Annotated in this window: 24 protein-coding genes; 6 read left to right on the forward strand and 18 right to left on the reverse strand. The window is 64.6% G+C overall.

Annotated elements, in window-relative coordinates:
- Window positions 1–113 precede the first annotated feature (113 nt).
- Genes QW863_RS24220 through QW863_RS24240 form a run of 5 tightly spaced genes read right to left on the reverse strand, consistent with a single transcriptional unit; the run spans window position 114 to window position 3,071 of the window.
- Window positions 114–980, reverse strand: a complete 867-nt coding sequence (locus QW863_RS24220) for an SIR2 family protein (protein ID WP_315768850.1) — start codon at window positions 978–980, stop codon at window positions 114–116.
- A complete protein-coding gene (gene nifT, locus QW863_RS24225) occupies window positions 980–1,201 on the reverse strand; it encodes a putative nitrogen fixation protein NifT (RefSeq protein ID WP_315713133.1) in 222 nt (73 codons plus the stop codon). Before nifT ends, QW863_RS24220 begins: the two co-directional genes overlap by 1 nt.
- Window positions 1,198–2,412 (reverse strand): cysteine desulfurase NifS, encoded by a 1,215-nt coding sequence (nifS, locus tag QW863_RS24230; RefSeq protein ID WP_315768852.1) that lies wholly within the window; start codon window positions 2,410–2,412, stop codon window positions 1,198–1,200. Before nifS ends, nifT begins: the two co-directional genes overlap by 4 nt.
- A gap of 9 nt (window positions 2,413–2,421) precedes the next feature.
- Window positions 2,422–2,712, reverse strand: a complete 291-nt coding sequence (locus tag QW863_RS24235) for a NifU family protein (RefSeq protein ID WP_315713137.1) — start codon at window positions 2,710–2,712, stop codon at window positions 2,422–2,424.
- 38 nt (window positions 2,713–2,750) lie between these two features.
- The gene (locus QW863_RS24240) at window positions 2,751–3,071 is read right to left on the reverse strand and encodes a HesB/IscA family protein (protein WP_257170758.1); all 321 of its coding nucleotides are present in this window, start codon (window positions 3,069–3,071) and stop codon (window positions 2,751–2,753) included.
- A 324-nt stretch (window positions 3,072–3,395) separates the two neighbouring features.
- Here QW863_RS24240 and QW863_RS24245 point away from each other — a divergent pair, with 324 nt between their 5' ends.
- Window positions 3,396–4,004, forward strand: coding sequence for a hypothetical protein (locus QW863_RS24245; RefSeq protein WP_315768854.1), 609 nt, complete (start codon window positions 3,396–3,398; stop codon window positions 4,002–4,004).
- Window positions 4,005–4,075: 71 nt separating this feature from the next.
- On the opposite strand, the gene QW863_RS24250 is transcribed toward QW863_RS24245, so the two are convergent.
- Window positions 4,076–4,495, reverse strand: a complete 420-nt coding sequence (locus QW863_RS24250; protein WP_315752842.1) for a Rieske (2Fe-2S) protein — start codon at window positions 4,493–4,495, stop codon at window positions 4,076–4,078.
- Window positions 4,496–4,694: 199 nt separating this feature from the next.
- Between QW863_RS24250 and QW863_RS24255 the strand changes: the two genes are divergently transcribed.
- The 3 genes from QW863_RS24255 to QW863_RS24265 are packed head-to-tail and all read left to right on the forward strand — an operon-like array spanning window position 4,695 to window position 6,398.
- Complete coding sequence (locus QW863_RS24255) at window positions 4,695–5,153, forward strand: hypothetical protein (protein WP_315768856.1); 459 nt, start codon at window positions 4,695–4,697, stop codon at window positions 5,151–5,153.
- A 53-nt stretch (window positions 5,154–5,206) separates the two neighbouring features.
- Complete coding sequence (locus QW863_RS24260; RefSeq protein ID WP_315768858.1) at window positions 5,207–6,058, forward strand: sulfurtransferase; 852 nt, start codon at window positions 5,207–5,209, stop codon at window positions 6,056–6,058.
- A gap of 22 nt (window positions 6,059–6,080) precedes the next feature.
- Window positions 6,081–6,398, forward strand: coding sequence for a hypothetical protein (locus tag QW863_RS24265; RefSeq protein ID WP_315713146.1), 318 nt, complete (start codon window positions 6,081–6,083; stop codon window positions 6,396–6,398).
- 323 nt (window positions 6,399–6,721) lie between these two features.
- On the opposite strand, the gene hspQ is transcribed toward QW863_RS24265, so the two are convergent.
- From hspQ to nifH, 10 genes are all read right to left on the reverse strand, one after another.
- Entirely contained in the window at window positions 6,722–7,048 is a 327-nt protein-coding gene (gene hspQ, locus QW863_RS24270; protein ID WP_315768860.1) for a heat shock protein HspQ, read from the reverse strand.
- 19 nt (window positions 7,049–7,067) lie between these two features.
- Entirely contained in the window at window positions 7,068–7,355 is a 288-nt protein-coding gene (gene fdxB / locus QW863_RS24275; protein WP_315768862.1) for a ferredoxin III, nif-specific, read from the reverse strand.
- Window positions 7,356–7,376: 21 nt separating this feature from the next.
- Window positions 7,377–7,577, reverse strand: coding sequence for a CCE_0567 family metalloprotein (locus QW863_RS24280; RefSeq protein ID WP_315768864.1), 201 nt, complete (start codon window positions 7,575–7,577; stop codon window positions 7,377–7,379).
- Between the two features lie 15 nt (window positions 7,578–7,592).
- On the reverse strand, window positions 7,593–8,063 hold the full coding sequence (locus QW863_RS24285) for a NifX-associated nitrogen fixation protein (RefSeq protein ID WP_315740955.1): 471 nt from the start codon (window positions 8,061–8,063) through the stop codon (window positions 7,593–7,595).
- Window positions 8,064–8,073: 10 nt separating this feature from the next.
- On the reverse strand, window positions 8,074–8,469 hold the full coding sequence (gene nifX, locus QW863_RS24290; RefSeq protein WP_315713153.1) for a nitrogen fixation protein NifX: 396 nt from the start codon (window positions 8,467–8,469) through the stop codon (window positions 8,074–8,076).
- 25 nt (window positions 8,470–8,494) lie between these two features.
- Window positions 8,495–9,892: a nitrogenase iron-molybdenum cofactor biosynthesis protein NifN gene (gene nifN / locus QW863_RS24295; protein WP_315768866.1), complete on the reverse strand. Its 1,398-nt coding sequence runs from the start codon at window positions 9,890–9,892 to the stop codon at window positions 8,495–8,497.
- Between the two features lie 10 nt (window positions 9,893–9,902).
- Window positions 9,903–11,576 (reverse strand): nitrogenase iron-molybdenum cofactor biosynthesis protein NifE, encoded by a 1,674-nt coding sequence (nifE, locus tag QW863_RS24300; RefSeq protein WP_315768868.1) that lies wholly within the window; start codon window positions 11,574–11,576, stop codon window positions 9,903–9,905.
- Window positions 11,577–11,708: 132 nt separating this feature from the next.
- On the reverse strand, window positions 11,709–13,268 hold the full coding sequence (gene nifK / locus QW863_RS24305) for a nitrogenase molybdenum-iron protein subunit beta (RefSeq protein ID WP_315768870.1): 1,560 nt from the start codon (window positions 13,266–13,268) through the stop codon (window positions 11,709–11,711).
- Between the two features lie 83 nt (window positions 13,269–13,351).
- Window positions 13,352–14,854: a nitrogenase molybdenum-iron protein alpha chain gene (gene nifD, locus QW863_RS24310; protein WP_315713160.1), complete on the reverse strand. Its 1,503-nt coding sequence runs from the start codon at window positions 14,852–14,854 to the stop codon at window positions 13,352–13,354.
- Between the two features lie 73 nt (window positions 14,855–14,927).
- The gene (nifH, locus tag QW863_RS24315; protein WP_315713086.1) at window positions 14,928–15,815 is read right to left on the reverse strand and encodes a nitrogenase iron protein; all 888 of its coding nucleotides are present in this window, start codon (window positions 15,813–15,815) and stop codon (window positions 14,928–14,930) included.
- Between the two features lie 449 nt (window positions 15,816–16,264).
- Here nifH and QW863_RS24320 point away from each other — a divergent pair, with 449 nt between their 5' ends.
- Both QW863_RS24320 and QW863_RS24325 read left to right on the forward strand, forming a co-directional pair.
- Window positions 16,265–16,657 carry a response regulator gene (locus tag QW863_RS24320; RefSeq protein ID WP_315752834.1) on the forward strand — a complete coding sequence of 131 codons (393 nt, stop codon included), beginning with the start codon at window positions 16,265–16,267 and terminating at the stop codon, window positions 16,655–16,657.
- Window positions 16,658–16,702: 45 nt separating this feature from the next.
- Window positions 16,703–17,164, forward strand: coding sequence for a SufE family protein (locus tag QW863_RS24325; protein WP_315768872.1), 462 nt, complete (start codon window positions 16,703–16,705; stop codon window positions 17,162–17,164).
- Window positions 17,165–17,434: 270 nt separating this feature from the next.
- Here the strand turns inward: QW863_RS24325 and QW863_RS24330 are convergent, their stop codons facing one another.
- On the reverse strand, window positions 17,435–18,676 hold the full coding sequence (locus QW863_RS24330; protein ID WP_315768874.1) for a cysteine desulfurase: 1,242 nt from the start codon (window positions 18,674–18,676) through the stop codon (window positions 17,435–17,437).
- A gap of 3 nt (window positions 18,677–18,679) precedes the next feature.
- Window positions 18,680–20,005 (reverse strand): Fe-S cluster assembly protein SufD, encoded by a 1,326-nt coding sequence (sufD, locus tag QW863_RS24335; RefSeq protein ID WP_315768876.1) that lies wholly within the window; start codon window positions 20,003–20,005, stop codon window positions 18,680–18,682.

The raw sequence follows: 20,005 nt of genomic DNA on the forward strand, positions 1-20,005 counted from the left end.
CTCGTTTCGAGCGTTGTTAGAAACGTTACAGATTCGGATTGCGACACATGAACGAACGGCAAGACAGCGCGGCTTGCGGCCGCGCTGTTCAATTTCCGGTGTCGTGGTTTCGCTCAGCCGCCGATGATGATCTCGCTCGCGCGGGCCAGCGGAATCGCGATCGGCGTCAACCGCTCGGCGATGAAGAACTTCAGCTCGTTCTTCGACAATGAGTCGGGCTCGACCAGGACGTAGTGATCGGCGCCGGAGCGTTTGATCACCTGGCGGCCATAGGTGCGCAGCAACTGGTCGTTGAAGCGGCAGCCGATGAACAGGAAGCTGCGGTCGGTGCGCCGGTCCTTGACCGTGTCGGGTATCGGTGTCTGGATGTCGATGTCGGTCAGCACCTCGACATAGTCGGCATCGGTGATCAGGAAGTTCCTGGCCGGCGTGATCCCGCCATGCGGCTTGTAGAGCAGCGTGGTCCAGCTTGCGGCCTTCTCGCGATCGCTCTCGGTGCCCGCGGCGTCGTAGAAGCGATACCAGCGGTCCTCGCCGATTCCGGCCCGCGTGATGCCCTGCACCTCGCCCCAATCGCCGCGCCCGCCGAGCGCGGTTCGCATTGCGCCGTCATACCAACTGTCGACGATCATCGGCAACGGCAGCGACGCCAGATGCTGCTGCAGCGATGTCGGTGCAACGGGCGCGGCAAAGGCTTCGGCCATCAGCGCCGTCACCGTCGAGCGGTGGCGCGTGCTCTCGATGTGCTGGGCTGAAGCCCACGCATTGCCCTTGGCTCGGCGCGGCAGCGCCACCTTGGTGCCGAAGAACGCGGCCAGCGCTTCGGGATTCATCGGCACCGTGGCGCCGGACTGCTCGGACACGGCGGGACCGAGGAACGGGACGACCTTGCCGGCCTTCAGTCCGGCGACGACGTCCTTGAGCAGGGCCTCGGCATCGGCCTGCTTGACGATGTCGATATGAGGAAGCGGCGCATTCATCACTCGTCCCCTTCGCCACCGCGCTTGCGCGCATTGATCGTGATCGGCAGCCGCGTGTCGGCGGCCATCTGCGGCAGTTCGAGGACCCATCCGTTGGCGATGCGGATCCAGCCGCCCCACAAGGACTCGTGCTCCGACTCGACGATGGGCTCCTCGAGATCCTTCTTGGGGACGTAGATCGACAGGCCCGTTTCCGGCGAGCGGCGGATCATGACTTTCATTGCGTGAGCTCCGTAGGGCGAAGGGCGTCCGCCGATGGCGATGGACGATGCTGCAGCCAGGCCGGCGAGGTCTCGCGGAGCCGGCCGACGATGGCGGGCAGGATCTGCAGCACGCGATCGATGTCGTCGTCCGTGGTGTCGCGCGACAGCGAGAATCGGACAGCCCCGCGCAGCAGATCCGGCGGCACGTTCATCGCGCGGAGCACGTGCGACGGCTCCATCGAGCCGGAGGCGCAGGCCGAGCCGAGCGAGGCGGCGATACCGGCTTGGTTCAGCCGCATGACGATCGGCTCGCCCTCGAGATGCTGGAAGGCGATGTTGGAGGTGTTCGGCAGCCGCGCAGCGAGGTCGCCGAGCACGACGCAATGGCCGACGCTCTGGAGGATGCCCTGCTCCAGCCGGTCGCGCAGCGCGCGAACGCGGCCCTGCTCGTCCGCGAGATGCTTTGCCGCCAGCTCGGCCGCCTTGCCGAGCCCGATGATGCCCGGCACGTTCTCGGTGCCGCCGCGCCGGCGGCGCTCCTGCGGGCCGCCGCGCAGCAGCGGCGCGAACGGTGTGCCCTTCCGAACATAAAGCGCACCGATGCCCTTGGGGCCGTGCAGCTTGTGGCCGGACAACGACAGCATGTCGACGCCAGCGGATTTCAGATCGATCGCGATCTTGCCGGCCGCCTGCACGGCGTCGGTGTGGAACAGCGCGCCGGCCTCATGCGCGAGCCTGGCCAGATCGGACACCGGAAACAGCGTGCCGGTCTCGTTGTTGGCCCACATCACCGAGGCGATGGCCGTGCGCGGGCCGAGCGCGCGCTTGTAAGCCTCGAGATCGAGCCGGCCGGCCGCATCGACGCCGATCAGATGCACCGCGACGCCGCGCTTGTCCATGAGGTATTCGACGAGCGACAGGACCGCGGGATGTTCCACCGCCGTCGTGACGACCTCGTCGCGGCCGTCTTGCGTCTCCAGCGCCGACAGGATCGCGGCATTGTCGGATTCCGTCCCGCCCGAGGTGAAGACGATCTCGTGGTCGAAGGCGGCGCCCAGCAGCGCCTGCAGGCTCTTGCGCGCCTGCCTCACGGCGCCCGCGACCTCGCTGCCGAAGGCATGCGAGGACGAAGCATTGCCGAACTGGTCCGTAAAGAACGGCAACATCGCCGCGACGACCTCGGGATCGGCTCGTGTCGTCGCGTTGTTGTCGAGATAGACCGGACGCAAGGCCGCTCCTTAATGCCGCGCCTTGGCTGCGCCGGCCACCGGAACGAGGCGGACGAATTCGCCGAGCTTCTCGATCATGCGCGCCTGGATGCCCTCCAGCGTCGCGCTGGCGAGCTTGCAGAAGATGCAGGCGCCGGCGAGCTTGACCATGATCTTGTTGCCGTCAATCTCGACGAGCTCGCAATCGCCGCCGTCGCGCTTGAGGTTCGGACGGACCTCCTCGATCACGGCTCGGATGATCCGCTCGCGCTCGCTCATCTGCGACGGCGCTTCGACGATGCCCTGGGATTCGACCAGCATGGTTTCACTTCTCGCGTGTTGGATGATCGAGCGAAGACTCAAGCGAACGACTTGCCGCAGCCGCAGCTCGACTTGGCATTCGGGTTCTCGAAGGTGAAGCCGGAGCCCTCCAGCGCGATGACGAAATCGATCGTCGTGCCTTCGAGATATTCGAGGCTCTTGTGATCGACGAGCACGCGTACGCCCTCGCGCTCGATCACGGTGTCCTCCGGCTCGCTGCCGCTGACGAGGCCCATGTTGTATTTCAGCCCGGCGCAGCCGCCGGCTTCGACCATGATCCTGAGGCCGTCGACCGGCTTGTCGGAGGTCGTGATCGCGTTGCGAACCGCATTGATGGCGCTGTCGGTCAGGTTGATCATCATCGTCTCGCCTTTCCTATTCGGCTGTTGTGAACGGAATTGGCAAGTCTCATGCCATGCAGCAATCGCCTGAAAGACCTCAGCTTTTCATGTCGTCACTGTGGCGTTTCCGACGCGTGTCGGCTTTCCGACAGGCGCTGTTCACGCCGTGTCGCGCGGGCGTCGGCGCGATGTCGGGGCGCAAACCCGACAATCGATTGGCGCGAGTGGCAAAAGAACCAAGCAAATCAAGCCGCAACACACACCGGCAGACAATTTGCATCACGTCCCTTTCGACCGCGCCGTGCGGCGAACGGCTGACAAGGACATGCGAGGGGATTGCTGATGACGACATTGGAGAAGACGGTTGCGATCGAGACCACCGCGCTCGCGCAGCTCGACAAGGAAGGGCGGCTGCTGAACGCCGTTCTCAAGGCGCCGACCACCAAGCCGGGACGGTTCGGCTTCCGCGGCGATATCGCGCTGAAGTTCCAGACCCAGGTTGCGGACGAGAAGCGTCCGCCGGACTTCTCGATCGAGCAGGTGCTGACGATCGCGCAGGACGGCGCATCGACGATCCCGGTGCTCGCCGGCTACATCCACTCGCTGGCCTATCTCGAGACCGCGGCCGAGGTGCTCAAGGGCCTGCTGACGCCGGACGGCAAGTACTTCATGTTCTGCAACAACATCGATCTGCTGGCGAAGTACCGCATCAAGATCGACGACATCACCTTCTACGTGCTGCCTTGCGACGAATCCACGGTCTGGAAGGAGATGCTGGAGCTGCTGTCGATCGACAAGAACGACATCAAGAAGCTCGATACCGCCGGCAAGCTCGATTACGTGCTCGACGCCGCGAAGGACTTCAGCGAGAACTACGATCTCGTGCCCTACGCGGATGCACTGGCCAGGATGGAGCCGGTCAAGAACCGCAACGAGAACCGGCCAGTCTGAGACCGTCCGTTTCTTCAAATTCAGGATGAAGTCCCGGCAGTTTCCGTCGGGACTTCACCGCGATCGCCGCCTCAGCCTTCCTCACACTGCAGGCCGGTCTCACCCTCTTCCTCGTCATCCTCGACCAGGGTCACGCCGGTCACGCAGATGTCGCCATCCAGCACGCTCAGCGCGACCGGCGTCAGGCTCTCGCCCCTGCACGGGCCATCGACGCAGAGCCCCGTACCGATCTCGAACAGCGAGCCGTGCTTGCCGCAAAGGATGCGAAGGCCGTTGCCGTCCAAGAACTGATTGCGCTCCCAGTCGAGATTGACCTTGTCGTGCGGACACATGTTCAGATAGCCGAACACCTGCTTGCCCCAGCGGATCACGAAGATCGGCCACGGGCGGTGGCTGCCGTCCTCCGCGACGATCATGAGCTGGAAGCCCATGGCGCGGCGGCTCGGAATGTCGTTGAAGCTGCAGATGGCGTAGGCGACGTCGGTCGTCATGTCGGGCCTCATCGATGTCTGGCGCATCTCCGACACGGCCGCTTCGGCGCAGCAGGAGCGGCGGTCGGCTCGCTTGCGGGCCGCGTTGCAAGATTCGCGCAACTCCGCCTGTCCGGCTCGCCTTCTTTGCTGCTGCGATAGACTGGCACAGAACTTGAAAATTTCTCCTGCAAAGGCGCCTCTTTGTAAGGAGATCGACATGAACGTGGCACTGGAATTCGTCGAGAGCTCGCTCGACGACATCAAGGCGGCATTGGAGGGCGGCACGCTGACGGTTTACTCGGTGGCGCGTCCGATCACAGCGGACAAGCCGGTCGACCGCAGCGGCGTGCTCGCGACCTTCACGTTCGGCTCGCCCGCCTTCGGCGCCGCGGTCGATGGCCTCGAGCAGCCGAACTTCGTCGCGACGTCCGTGCCGGCGGCCACCGTCGGCACGCCCGGCTTTGCGCGGGCGCGCAAGGCGGACGGCACTACCGTCGCCGATTTCTCCGCCGGCCCAGGCGAGCGCGAAATCAAGTTCACCGAAGTGTCGTGCTCGCCCGGCGCGCCGGTCACGGTCGCGACCTTCAAGATCGTCGCCGAAGGCGGCTGGCCGGAGCGTCCCGAATATTACGACACCCATCCGCGCCCGGGCTATCCGATGCCGAAAACGCTCTGACGCCCGCAAGCGCGTCAGTCATCCTGTTGGCTCTTCAAATCGCGAGCGCATGCATGAGCACGGATCCCTCGAGCACCCTGGTCAGCTCCGACTGGCTGGCACAACATCTTTCCGATCCCGCCACCAAGATCCTCGACTGCACCTGGCACCATCCGAGCACCAACCTGGACGGCCGTACGCAATACCGCGGCCGGCACCTGCCGGGCTCAGTGCATTTCGATATCGACCAGGTCGCCGACAAGTCGAACCCGCTGCCGCACATGCTGCCGTCAGCGGGCGATTTCGCCCACAAGGTCGGGCTGCTCGGCATCAGCAATGCCGATCGCGTCGTCGTCTACGACCGTCATTATGGCGGCTCGGCCGCGGGCCGCGTGTGGTGGATGTTCCGCGTATTCGGGCACGACAACGTCGCCCTGCTCGACGGCGGCTTCGGCAAATGGACCAAGGAGAAGCGGCCTGCGGAGATGACGCCGGTGCGCCCGGAACCCGCGAGCTTCACAGCCAGCTTCCAGCCCGGCCTGGTCGCGACCTCGGCCGACGTGCGTAGCCTGCTGCAGGCCGGCGGCCAACTCATTGATGCGCGCGGGCCCGGCAAGTTCGACGGCTCGCAGGCAGACGTGTTCACCTTCAAGCGCCAGGGCCACATTCCAGGTGCCATCAACCTGCCCTGGGCCGATCTGGTCGATCCGGACTCCGGCGTGCTGCTGGCGCCCGACGCGCTCACCGCACGCTTTACGGCCGCGGGCGTCAATCTGAACAAGCCGATCGTTACCACCTGCGCCTCGGGCATCACCTCCTGCATGCTGGCGTTGGCGCTCTACCGGCTCGGCGTTCCGAACGCCGCCGTCTACGACGGCGCTTGGGCGGAATGGAGCCAGCTCGACGACACGCCGGTCGCGGCGTGATTTCAACGACGGGAGCACGAGCATGGCAAAGACTCTGGTCAAGACCACGCAGGACGGCCGCAAGGTCGAGGTGATTGGCCTCGCCATCTGCCTCGAAGGCGAGCTCGAGGCGTTCGAGCTGGTCGAGGTCAAGCTGCATCCGAACCGGCGCAAGATCTGGGAGGCCGCGCCCGACGCGACTCACATGGCCGGCCGCATCACTTTGACCAAGGACGAGGCAGCGATCGTCGAAAGCGCGTTCGCCGCCGCCCAGGCCGAGATCCTCGCCAACCCCGCCGCGATCAACGAGCGCTTCCGGATCGCGGCGATGTGGAAGGCCAGGGAACAGGGGATCGAGTAAAAGTCCCCGCTTTCGGCCTGGCCCTCATCTCTCGACCGTCATTCCGGGGCGCGCGAAGCGCGAGCAGGGAATCCGTAGCCACAGGCGGTTGTGAGGCGCGAGATGCCTGTGGCGCTCTTCTTAGAAGACAATGCCCGTTCGTGGTTATGGATTCCGGGCTCGCGCTTCGCGCGCCCCGGAATGACGAGCGGATAGATCGCGGCCAACACAAGTCTCCGTCATCGCGAACGCAGCGACGCGATCCAGGGCGGCACAAGGAACTCTGGATTGCTTCGTCGCCTGCGGCTCCTCGCAATGACGACCGTGGCTGGATACTCCGCCGCCTAATGGAAAACCCGCCCGCGGTAGCGGTAGCTGCCGGCGTCGTCGACATCGAACAGTTCGCCGATATCGGGATGCTTCACCGGCTCCCCGGAAGCGTCCGCCACCAGGTTCTGCTCAGGCACATACGCGATGTAGCTGCTCTCGCCACATTCGGCAAGCAGATAGTAGAACGGCTGCTCCTTGTCGAGCCTGGCGTCCATGCTGATGGCGCGCCAGCCCTCTTCCTCGGAGAACGACAGGTCGACGTCGAACACGACGCCGCGCAGATCGTAGACGCGGTGCCGGGTCACCTGGCCGATCGTGAATTTCGCCTCCATCCGCATCATGGCAGCACGCTCGACAATCTCAGGCCGCCGCCGAATGGGTCTGGCAGTTGGTCGGGCAGACCCGGGCGCAGGCGCCGCAGCCGATGCAGGCGCCGGTGTCGTGCATGACCATGATCTTCTTCTCGACCTCGTCATCCTCGTCGTCGTCGAGCTCGACGAACTCGCCCTCGTCGTTGATGCCCTTGAGGGTCATCACCTCGCGACCGCACACCTTGTAGCAGCGGCCGCAGCCGATGCACTTTCCGGCGTCGATGGCGACCAGATAGTCCGGCCGCCAGTCGCGGCCGTCGCGGGTTGAATTGGACATGATGACGGGTCCTATGTAAGCCTACGCGGCCTCGAGCTTCTTCAGCTCTGCCCGCTTCTTCTCCAGCTCGGCGAACGCGTCATGCGCCTTCTGCGCCGTCGGCAGGATCTGGTCCCAGTTGATGGGCAGCTCCTCCGACAGATCGTGCAGGTTCATCTTGGCATCCATGGCGCGTGCCGACAGCTTCTTGATCTCGGCCTTCAGGGTATCCAGGTCGCTCATCTCTTCACCTCGCCGTTAGTAATTCGCGACGTCCTTGAACTTCTCGATCATCTCGACGCCGGCGTTGACGAACTTGTCGCCCTCGTCGGCCAGCTTGCCGAGATTGTCGAAGCCGAAGCGGTGCACGTCGCGCAGCTGCTTGTTGACCACGATCAGCCGGCCGCCGATCAGCACCATGCGGCCGAAGCCCTCGTGACTCATCTTCAGCATCGGCGAGATCATGACGCCGGTGGCCTTCTCGATCGACAGTGCGACCGCATTGAAGAACAGCTCCAGCCGCCAGATCGTCTCCGGATCGGGATCGCCGATGATCGGCAGCGCCCGCCGCTTCTCCTTGTCCAGGATGTAGGGCTCGAGCAGGTCGATGTCCTTCTTGCCCTCCCATGCGCCATGGGTGTCCTGGGCGCGCCACACCTTGATCAGCTCCTTGACGAAGGGACGCTGTTCGGCGGGGACGGTTTCGACGGCTACCGCGGTATCGGACATGTTTGTTTCCTCATTCCTCGAAATCGAGCGCGCGTTCCTGGCCCTTGGCCAGCGCCTTGCGCAGCCAGGGCGGCGGCGTGCCCTTGAGCACCGCCTGCAGCTTGCCGAGCAGATCGGTGATCTCCTCGGGCTGGGTGACCTTCATCGGATGGATGTTGTTGGCGACGACGCGCGCTGCGCCGGAGCCGCCGATCGCGGCGACATAGAGGATCGCGCAATCCTTGATCGCCTCGATCTTCGGCGCCAGCTTGTCCTCGTTGCCATCCTCCTTGAGATCGCCGTCGAACTCGACCTTCTCGATGAAGCGGTAGCCCTCGGGATCGAGATCGTAGATCGCGATGTTCTTGGCCCAGCCGAAATGGGCGTCGACGCGCTTCAGATCCTGGGTAGCGAATGCGACTTTCATGTCGTCGGTCCTTTCTCCTGAAACGTCAATGCAGTGGCGCCACGACGGCGGTGTCGATCGATGCCTGTTCGAGGTCCTTCCAGGGATCGAGCCAGGTGTCGGGCGTCGGCTGATGGTTGTCCTCGCGATCGGCGATGATCAGATTGGCGAGCGCAAAGATCAGATCGCGCGTGCCGCGATAGCCGACCGTCAGGAGATGCCCTGCCCCGAGCCGGTCGAACATCGGAAAGCCGATCCGGTAGAACGGGATCTTGAGGCGGGCGGCGGCCTGGCGGCCGTGCGAATGCGTGAGCATCAAGCCGCAGTCGCGCTCCTTTGCCAGGTTTTCGAGATCCTCGAGATCGCCGATCAGCACTTCATCGCAGGGCATCCGCTCGAGCACCGGCGACTGCGTCGTGGTGACCGCCACCGACACATGCGCGCCCATGTCGTGCAGCATGCTCGCGACGTCGAACAACAGATCCGGCTCGGCGCCAACAGCGAGCTTGCGGCCGCCAATGTGGAAATGCGCATCCAGCATCGCGTCTGCGAGCTGGCCGCGCTGCCGGCGATATTTCGCCGGCACCGGGCGTCCCGAGATCTCGCTGAGGAACGTCATGAACTCGTCGTTCGGCAGCAGCCCGCAGAGCCGCTCGAACAGCCGATACGGCACGCCGGTCCTGGCCTGCATCGCTTCCGCCGCTCGCTTCATTTGCGCCCCGATCGCGATCGTCCAGGACGCGCTGCCCATGGTCGCAATCTCTTCCAGGCCGATGCCGCCGTTCGTTGTCGGCGTGAACTCGTCGGGGATGTGGCCGTCGAGCGAGCCGCCGATATCCGGCAGGAACGATGGCTCCAGACCGAAATCCTCGATGATGGTGCGCAGCTCCTCGATATCGCCTGGCGTCAGATGGCAGCCCGGCAGCACGTTGACCCGCGCCGGATCGCGGCGGGTCGAGGTCGGCTTGTCGACGAGCACCTCGACCATCTTGGCGACCGTCTTGTCCCAACCGTCCTGGAACGCGTCCTTGAAGTCCGGCGTCGAGACGTAGACCAGCGGATAATTCGCGAGCTCTGGATGCTTCTCGCGGATCAACCTGATGTAGCCGTCGACGTCGTCGCCCTTGGTCTCGGTGACGCCGGTCGAGCAGATGCCGATGATCTCCGGCTTCTGCTTCTTATGGATGTTGAGGATCGCCTGCTCGACATTCTCATAGCCGCCGAGCACGGTGGCGACCTCGCTCATTGCCGTCGTCTGCATCGGCACCGCTTCCTTGAAGTGGCGCACGAACAAGGTCAGGCCGAACGAGGTGCAGCCCTGCGAGCCGTGTAGCAGCGGCATCGCGCCGCGCAGGCCGAGGAAGGCGAACGAGCCGCCGATCGGCTGGCTCATCTTGAGCGGATTGACCGCGCAGGCCTTCTTTCCAATGGTGACCTTGGCCATGAGCGCCGCCCTACTCCGCCGCCTGCAGCAGCTCGGCCGGCGCCTTGAACGTCGCCAGGATGTCCTCGACCCGGCCGGCGCAGGCGCCGCAGCCGCCCGAGGCGTTGGTGTGCTCGCGAACGCCGGCGACATCGGCGAGGCCATGGGCCTTGATCGCGTCCTCGATGGTGCCGAGATCGACCGACTTGCAGTGGCAGATCTTCTTGGCGCGTCGCGCGGCTTCCGCGGCGACCGGATCGGCCGCCAGCGCCGCCGCTTCTGCATTGACCTGGGCAATCGCCCTGGCCTGCCAGTTGCTGTCGGCCTGCTCCCAGGGCGCCCGCTTGCGCAGCTGCTCCCACATCGGGTTGTAGATCGCCTTGTCGATCTCCGCGACCAGCTTCACCATCCCGATATAGCCCATAAAGGCGTGGGAGCGCTCCTGGTTGATGTCGAGCCAGGGCATCGCCGCCTTCAGCGCCACGAATTGCGACTTGCCGCCCGAGAGCATGATGTCGGCCTTGGCGTCCTTGAGCATCTTGTACATTTCGCGCGGCGCCATATCGTCGATCATGTGCGCGTCCTGGCCCATCAGCTCCTTGATGCGCTCCTTGTCCTCCTTGGTGGACTTCTTGACGGAGGTGCCGACCAGCTCCATGCCGGCCTCCTGCAGCGCCGCTACGACTGACCACGACTTCACGCCGCCGGTGATCAGCAGCACCTTCTTGCCGGTGAGCCGCTTCTTGAACGGCTCGATCGCCGCCCAGGCCTTGGCCTCCTCGCGCGCGATCACCGCCTCGGTGCGGTCCAGCAGATCGGCCGGCGCGCCGCGCTCGACCAGGAGGCGCGCGATCTCGCGCAGCGAGTCCGAGGAGTCTTGGATGCCGTAGAACGATCCCTCGAAGAACGGAATGCCGTAGCGTTCCTCCATCTTGCGGGCGACGTTGATCATCGCCTTGGAGCACACCATCATCGCGGCGCGGGCGCGGTGCGACGAGGCGACGTCCTTGTAGCGGCCGTCGCCGGAGATGCAGGCGGAGATGCGGATGCCGAGTTCGTCGAACAGCGGCTTCACCTGCCAGAGCTCGCCGGAGAGATTGTATTCGCCGATGATGTTGAGGTCGTAGGGCGTTGTGACCTCCGGCTCGACGGTGCCGATGACGTGGTCGAGCAGCGCCTCGCCGGCGAGCTTGTTGCCGAGATTCTTCGGGCCGACGAAGCCGGGCGAGTTGACGGGGATACAGGGCTTGCCAAATTTGGCCGAGGCCGCCTTGCAGACGGCATTGATGTCGTCGCCGGTCATGGCGGGCACGCAGGTCTGGTAGACGAAGACCGCCGGCGGATCGTACTTCTCGATGATTTCCTTGATCGCCTTGTACAGCCGCTTCTCGCCACCGAACACGACGTCGGTCTCGTTGATGTCGGTCGTGAAACCGGTGCGCCAGATCTGCGAGCCAGACGAGGCCGCGCCGCGGTTGTCCCAGGAATTCCCCTCGCAGGCGATCGGTCCGTGCACGAGGTGCGCGACGTCGGTCAGCGGCTGCAAGGCGACCTTGGCGCCATCGAACGCGCACCCGCCCGCCGCACCGCCCGGCTGCAGCTGCTTGGTGCAGCCCTTCTTGCGCTCGGCCTCGGACTTGTTGGCGTTCTTGCCGCAACCCGGCTCGTTGAAGACGTTCTGGATCGTGGCAGACAGCGAGCTCATCGGCTTCTCCTGTTGGCGGACCTTCTGCGCGTCTTTTGGCCGAGGAGGCTCAGGCTTTCAGTGCCTTCCCCATGAGCCTCGTCGTCCAGATCGAGACGCGGCGGCCCTTGAGGGACCGCCGCGCGCCGTGTCCTAGCGGATGATGTCGAAGCTGTAGTCCGACTTGGCGGGCACGTTGGTGTTGCGGTCGATCTCGTCGAAGATCTTGTCGAGGATCGTGACAAGCACGTTCAGGCCGCCTTGATAGCCCCACACCGGATAGCGGTGCTTGTGGTGACGATCGAAGATCGGAAAGCCGATGCGGATCAGCGGCGTGCCGGTGTCGCGCTCCAGATACTTGCCGTAGGTGTTGCCGATCAGGAAATCGACCGGCTCGGTGAACAGCAGCGAGCGCATGTGCCACAGGTCCTTGCCGGGATACACGTGGCAGTTCTTTCCGAACGGCGACGAGTCGAACACCGCCTGCACCTTCTCGGCCCAATCCTTGTTGCCGTTGGTGGCGAGCACATGGGTCGGCTCGGCGCCGAGCTCGAGCAGGAACGCGGCGAGGCCGAGGCAGAGATCCGGATCGCCGTAGATCGCGAACTTCTTGCCGTGGATGTGGGCGCTGGAATCGGCGATTGCGTCGACCAGGCGGCCACGCTCGAGCGCGAGCTGCTCCGGAATCTCCTTGCCGGTGATGCGTGACAGCGCCATCACGAAGGCGTCGGTGCCGGTTACGCCGACCGGATGGTTGAAGGAGACGACCTCCTGGCCGTGGTTCTTGATGAACGGCAGGGTCTTCTCGGTGCAGAAGTGCTGCATCGAGATCGTCGCCTTGGCGTGAATCGCGTTGGCCGCGTCTTCCAGCGTGGTGCCGCCATCATACATACGGAACTCGCCGTCGGTCGGCGTGTCGAACACGTTCGAATTGTCGCCGAGGATCGTGTACTCGATCCCCATCGCCTCGAAGATGTGCTTCACTTCCTTGATGTTGCCGACGGTGTAGCCATCGAAACCGCCGATGAAGTTGATCTTCTCGTTGGGAACGCGCTCCAGCTTCGGCGCGGTGCCGGCCTTGCCGTCCCAGAAGTGCTCGAGAATGCCCTTCATTGCATTGTCGTAGCCGGTGACATGGCTGCCGACGAAGGCAGGCGTATGGGCGAAAGGCACATCGAACTCGGCGGGAACCGAGCCCTTCTCCTTGGAGGTCTTGATGAAGGCGTTGAGGTCGTCGCCGATGACTTCCGCCATGCAGGTGGTGGAGACCGCGATCATCGACGGCTTGTACATGTTGTAGGCGTTGGCAAGGCCGTCGATCATGTTGTTGAGGCCGCCGAAGACGGCTGCGTCCTCGGTCATCGACGACGACACGCAGGAGCTCGGTTCCTTGAAGTGGCGCGACAGATGGCTGCGATAATAGGCAACGCAGCCCTGCGAGCCGTGCACGAACGGCAGCGTCTTTTCGAAGCCGACGGCAACGAACACGGCGCCGAGCGGCTGGCAGGCCTTCGCCGGGTTGACGGTCAGCGCCTCGCGGGCGAAATTCTTCTCGCGATATTCGGGTGTCTTGGCCCATTCGCGGATGCGCTCGACCTCGGCGGGATCGCGCGGATTCTCGAACATCTTCTTCTTGTTCGCCAGCATCTGCTGGTATTCGGGACCACGGAAAAGCTCGAAGTGATCGAGCACATGTTCGGCACTCTGCGTCATGGGATAACCCTCTCTATGTTCCTGTGTCGATCAGGGAGCACTGGCTCTCCGCCGAAGGAGAGCCAGGCCGTGGGTGGTGGTGCTTACTCGGCCGCCTGAAGCAACGGCTTGGGCGCCTGCTTCCAGGGCGCCTTGGCCATCTTCCAGACCGGCGAGTTGATGGCCATGTCCATGTCGCGGGCGAAGATCGCGAACCCGTCATAGCCATGGTAGGGACCCGAGTAGTCCCAGGAATGCATCTGGCGGAACGGCACGCCCATCTTCTGGAACACGTACTTTTCCTTGATGCCCGAGCCGACCAGGTCCGGCTGGACCTTCTCGACGAACTTCTCGAACTCGTAGCCGGTGACGTCGTCGTAGATCAGCGTGCCATCCTTGACGTAGTGCTGGGCGGTGCGCTGATAGTCGTCGTTGTGGCCGAACTCATAGCCGGTTCCGACGACCTCCATGCCGAGATCCTCGTAGGCGCCGATCACGTGGCGCGGACGCAGACCGCCGACGAACAGCATCACGGTCTTGCCTTCGAGGCGCGGCCGGTACTTGGCGATCACGGCGTCCATCAGGGGCTGGTACTTGGCGATGACCCGCTCGGCACCTTCCTTGATCTTGTCGTCGAAATAGCTGGCGATCTTGCGCAGCGATTCGGCGATCTTGCTCGGTCCGAAGAAGTTGTATTCGCACCACGGAATACCGTACTTCTCTTCCATGTGGCGCGAGATGTAGTTCATCGAGCGGTAGCAATGCAGCACGTTGAGCTTCGCCTTCGGCGTCGCCTCGAGCTCTGCCAGCGAGCCGTCGCCCGACCACTGGGCGATCACGCGCAGGCCCATCTCCTCGAGCAGGATGCGGGACGACCAGGCGTCGCCGCCGATGTTGTAGTCGCCGATGATCGCGACGTCGTAGGCCGACGGCTCGAAGCGCGGCGCGGCATCGGCCGGGAGCTTGTCGAACACCCAGTCCCGGATCGCGTCGTTGGCGATATGGTGACCCAAGGACTGGGAGACGCCGCGGAAGCCTTCGCAACGCACGGGGACGATGGTCTTGCCGTCGTACTCCTTCGACTTGACCTTGGAGACGGCCTCGATGTCGTCGCCGATCAGGCCGATCGGGCATTCCGACTGCACGGTGATGCCGTTGTTCAGCGGGAACAGCTCCTGGATCTCGTCCATGATCTTGGCGAGCTTCTTGTCACCGCCGAAGACGATGTCCTTCTCCTGGAAGTCGGAGGTGAACTGCATCGTCACGAAGGTGTCGATGCCGGTCGTCCCGATGTAGTAGTTGCGGCGCGCCGCCCAGGAGTACTGGCCGCAGCCGACCGGGCCATGGCTGATGTGGATCATGTCCTTGATTGGGCCCCACACCACGCCCTTCGAGCCGGCGTAGGCGCAACCGCGGATGGTCATGACGCCGGGGATCGACTTGATGTTCGACTTGACGCCGCAATCCGACTTGCCGTTCTCATGCACGTTGAGATGCTTAGCGCGGCGTTTGGCGGTCTTTTCCGGATAGACCTTCAGGACCTCGGCGATCAGTTCCTTGTTGCGCGCCTTGATCTCGGCGACGCTTTGTTTCTCGGTGACGCTCATCTGGCTTTCCTCGATGATCGGTTGCGGAGGTGATCCGGCCCTTGGAGATGAAGGGCCGGAGCACCGGTGGCGGTTACGCCGTTGCGGCGAGTTCGGCGGCAGTCTTTCCGATCTGGGTTTCGTCGACGGCCTTCATGATGCCGTGCTCCATCAGCATGTCCTCGAGCTCGTCCATCGTGATCGGGGTCGGGATGATGCCCTTGCCGCCGTTGTTGTGGATCTTCTGCGCCAGCGAGCGGTAGTGCCCGGCCTGGACCGAATCCGGCGCATATTCCAGCACGGTCATGCGGCGCAGCTCGGCGTGCTGCACGATGTTGTCGCGCGGCACGAAGTAGATCAGCTGGGTGCCGAGCTTCTTGGCGAGAGCCTCCGCCAGCTCCAGCTCCTTGTCGGTCTGACGCTCGTTGCAGACCAGGCCGCCCAGGCGCACGCCGCCGGAATTCGCATATTTCAGGATGCCCTTGGAGATGTTGTTGGCGGCATACATCGCCATCATCTCGCCGGACATCACGATGTAGATCTCCTGCGCCTTGTTCTCGCGGATCGGCATCGCGAAGCCGCCGCACACGACGTCGCCGAGCACGTCGTAGGACACGTAGTCGATGTCCTCGTAGGCGCCGTTCTCCTCCAGGAAGTTGATCGAGGTGATGACGCCGCGGCCGGCGCAGCCGACGCCCGGCTCCGGACCGCCGGACTCGACGCAGCGGATGTCGCGATAGCCGACCTTCATGACCTCCTCGATCTCGAGGTCCTCGACGCTGCCCGCGGCAGCGGCCAGGCTCAGGATCGTGTCCTGCGCCTTGGCGTGCAGGATCAGGCGGGTCGAATCCGCCTTGGGGTCGCAGCCGACGATCAGGATCCGATGACCCATCTCGGCGAGCGCCGCGAGCGTGTTCTGCGACGTCGTCGATTTGCCGATGCCGCCCTTGCCGTAGAATGCGATTTGTCGAAGTGATGACATTCTGCTCTCCATCAACCGATTGCCAATGTCCCGCATGCGCCTTGCATCGCGAGACCGCGTCCTCTCTCCAGAACCGGCAGACGGGTTATTGGGAAGGAGAGCATCGCTCGTCCGAAGCGTCGGCGTGCACTCAGCCCTCAACCATTGCCTGAGCCCAGTTTTGCAACGGCTGTGCCAGAGCTTTGGAATCGTTAAAAAGGCCATGTTTTGAAAGAGATGCGGCCAAGCTCGGCGCTAGGATGGACTTGTTGCAAATCCGACATCGGGGGATTTCACCCGACGCTCCCGCGCCGTGCTGTCCGAAACGACACATGCCGCCGCGGCTCCGAGCGGCGCTTCCGTAGAGAACACCGCGGAGCGCTCGCGTGGGGCCGGTCAGGAGCGGCGGTACGGAGTTTGCTTGATGCAGATCAAACCCGCTTTCGAACGGGCCAGCAGGAGTACTTTTGATGGCGAGCAAGGCGCGCGTCTTTGTCATTGAAGCCGATCAGGTGATCCGCTCGGCGCTCGGCTACATTCTCAGTGAGCGTCACGAGACCTTCACCTTCGCGGAGACCGCCGACGCTTTGACCAAGGCGGCACGGACCTCGCCCGACGCCGTCCTCATCGGGATGAGCATCCTGGAGGACGACGGCGCCGAGACGGTCGGCATGCTCGCCCGGAAGATGCATCAGGCCGGCATCATCGTGGTCGCGGGATCGCCCCGGTCGCCGCTCGCGCTGGCCGGCCTGCGGCAGGGCGCGGAAGCCATCATCGCCAAGCCAATCACCTTCGACGGGGTCACGCACGCGGTCGATTCCGTGCTGGCGCGGCGCGGCAGCGAGCCTGACATGACGGCATAGCTGGCCCCGCATCTACGGAGATCGGCCGATGACGAGGAGAGGATGATGTTGAGGATGACCCAGACTGCGACGCCGGGGATACCGGACATCGAGGACATCGTCGAGAATTTCGCGCTGCTCGACGACTGGGACGACCGCTACCGCTACGTGATCGAGCTCGGCCGCGGCCTGCCGCCGCTGCCTGACATCGACCGCAATGATGGCAACAAGGTGCAAGGCTGCACCAGCCAGGTCTGGCTCGCCACCGCCGTGCGGCACGACGCCGCAACGCCGGTGCTGCATTTCGTCGGCGACAGCGACGCGCACATCGTGCGTGGCCTGGTCGCGATCCTCCTGGCGATGGTCTCCGGCCGCACCGCGCCGGACGTTCTCGCCGCCGATCCGATCGCCCTGTTCGAGAAGCTGGGCCTGCGCGAGCATCTCACGCCCCAGCGCTCCAACGGCTTCCGCTCGATGGTCAGCCGCATCAAGGCCGATGCGCAGGCGGCGATGGCTGCGGCGGCGTAGGTTTTGATTTGTTGCTTTGATGAAGCCGCTATAGCGCGGCACATTCAGTCTTCGCCTCTCCCCGCGTGCGGGGAGAGGCCGGATTGCATCGAAGATGCAATCCGGGTGAGGGGGACTCTCCGCGAGTCTGGTGCGTGTGGAGAGTCCCCCTCACCCCAACCCTCTCCCCGCAAGCGGGGCGAGGGAGCGCACCGCCAGCTTGGCGAATGCTCGATTCCAACTCGCCAGATGCGAGTCAGTAGGAACTCTGCCAGGACGGAGCGAGTGCTCTTAAGAGAAAAACTCCTGTGCCTTCTTCAGCGCACGTACCAGCACATCCACCTCTTCGCGCGTGTTGTACATCGCGAACGACGCGCGGCAGGTTGCGGTGACGCCAAAACGCTCCAGCAGCGGCATGGCGCAATGGGTGCCGGCGCGGACCGCGACGCCGGAGCGGTCGATGACCGTGGCGAAGTCGTGGGCGTGGGCGCCCTGCATCTCGAACGAGACGATCGCGCCCTTGTCGGCGGCGTTGCCGATGATGCGCAGCGAGTTGATTTCGCGCAGCTGCTCGGTGGCGTAGGCGACGAGATCATGCTCATGCGCCGCGATGCGCTGCTTGCCGATCGAGGCAACGTAGTCGATCGCGGCGCCCAGCCCGGCGGCCTCCACGATCGGCGGCGTGCCCGCCTCGAAGCGGTGCGGCGGATCGCCATAGGTGACCCAGTCCCGCGAGACCTCGCGGATCATCTCGCCGCCGCCGTTGAACGGCGGCATCGCTGCCAGCAGCTCGCGCTTGCCGTAGAGCGCGCCGATACCGGTGGGGCCATAGATCTTGTGGCCGGTGATGCAGTAGAAATCCGCGTCGAGATCGCGGACATCGACCTCCATGTGCACGGCCGCCTGCGAACCGTCGACCAGCACGGGAATGCCGCGCGCATGCGCGATGCGGATGACCTCCTTGACCGGGACGACGGTGCCGAGCACGTTCGACATCTGCGTCATCGCCACCATCCTGGTGCGCGGCGTCAGCAGCTTCTCGAACTCGTCGAGCAGGAAGTTGCCGTCGCCGTCGACGGGAGCCCATTTGATCACCGCGCCCTGCCGCTCCCGGAGGAAATGCCAGGGAATGATGTTGGCGTGGTGCTCCATGATCGACAGCACGATCTCGTCGCCCGGCCCGATCCGCTCGCGGCCGAAGGTCTGCGCCACCAGATTGACCGCCTCGGTGGCGCCGCGCGTGAAAATGATCTGCTCCGGACTTTCGGCATTGAGGAACGCCGCCACCTTGGCGCGGGCGCCCTCATAGGCCTCGGTCGCGGCGTTCGCGAGATAATGCAGCCCCCGATGCACGTTGGCGTACTCGGACGTATAAACTTGGTTCATCCGGTCGAGCACCGCCTGCGGCTTCTGCGCTGACGCGGCGTTGTCGAGATAAACCAGCGGCTTGCCGTGCACCTGCATGCCGAGGATCGGGAAATCCGCGCGGATGCGGCCAACGTCGTAGCCGCTTCCCTGCACCGCTGCATGCATCACCTACTCCCGTTGTCCGAGCCAGCCCAGCATCGCCTCCGTTAGCGCCGCCCGCACGCTCTCATTGGCGGCGCCCTCGATGATCTCGCCGACGAAGGCCTGGATCAGCAGCGCCTTGGCTTCCTTCGGCGGAATGCCGCGCGCCATCAGATAGAACAGCAGCTCGTCATCGATCGCGCCGGTCGTGGTGCCGTGGCCGCATTGCACATCGTCGGCGAAGATTTCGAGCTCCGGCTTGCTGTCGGCTTCGGCCTCGTCGGACAACAGCAGCGCCCGTGACATCATCTTGGCGTCGGTCTTCTGCGCGCCGGGGCTGACCGTGATCTTGCCCTGGAACACTGCGCGCGCGGTGTCGCCGACGACAGCCTTGAAGGTCTCGCGGCTCTGGCAGTTCTCGGCGGCATGCTCGATCGCCAAGGTCGTGTCGGCATGCTGGGCGCCGGACAGCAGCGATCCGCCGCGGATGTCGGCTACGGTGCCCTCGCCCGCGATGTGCACGAACAGCTGGTTGCGCACCAGGCTGCCGCCGGCGACGAAGCCGAGCTGATTGAAGGTCGCTCGCGCGCCGATATTCGCGAGCAGCGAGGAGACGTGCAGCGCGCTGTTGCCCTCCCGGGTCACCTTGATATGGTCGATCCGCGCCTCGTCGCCGACGACGAGCTGCATCGCGGTGTTGACCTGATATTCGCTGCCGTCGGGCCCCTGATGCGACTCGACGATGGTGGCGCTGGCCCCAGTTCCGATATTGACCAGCGACCGCGTGTACATCGAGGTTGCGACCCAGTTCGTCGTGACGAACGCGACGTGGATTGGCCGGCTCAGCGCCGTGCCCGGCGCCACCAGGATCACGACGCCATTGGCAGCCAGCGCGGTGTTGAGCGCCAGCGCCGGATCGTCGTCCGGCACGACCGGACCGAGCCGCTGCGACAGCAGCGGCTTGTCGGCCGCGAGCGCGTCGGCCATCGGCTGGATGGTGAGGCCGGGCTCGAGATCGGCGAGGTCGGACAGCTCGGGCACGAAGGCACCGTCAACGATCATCAGCTTGCGGAAGCCGGTGCCCGCGAACGGGTCGCTCGCCTCGCGCGCCTTGGTCTTGGCGGCATCATCGGGCAGCGAGGCCAGCCGCTTGGCCTCCTTCATCTGCGTGCGCAGATCGGTGTAGCGCCAGGCCTCGACGCGCCGATGCGGCAGGCCGACCGCGTTGAAGCGGTCAAAAGCGGCGGCGCGCACCGCCGTGATCTCCTCGCCGCCCGGCAGATAACGGCGGGCGCCCTGGTACAGATCGGCCAGCCCGAGCTCGGCCTTGGTCTTGCGGATCGCGACGCCCAT

Source organism: Bradyrhizobium sp. SZCCHNR1017 (genome assembly GCF_032381375.1).
Taxonomy (GTDB): Bacteria; Pseudomonadota; Alphaproteobacteria; order Rhizobiales; family Xanthobacteraceae; genus Bradyrhizobium.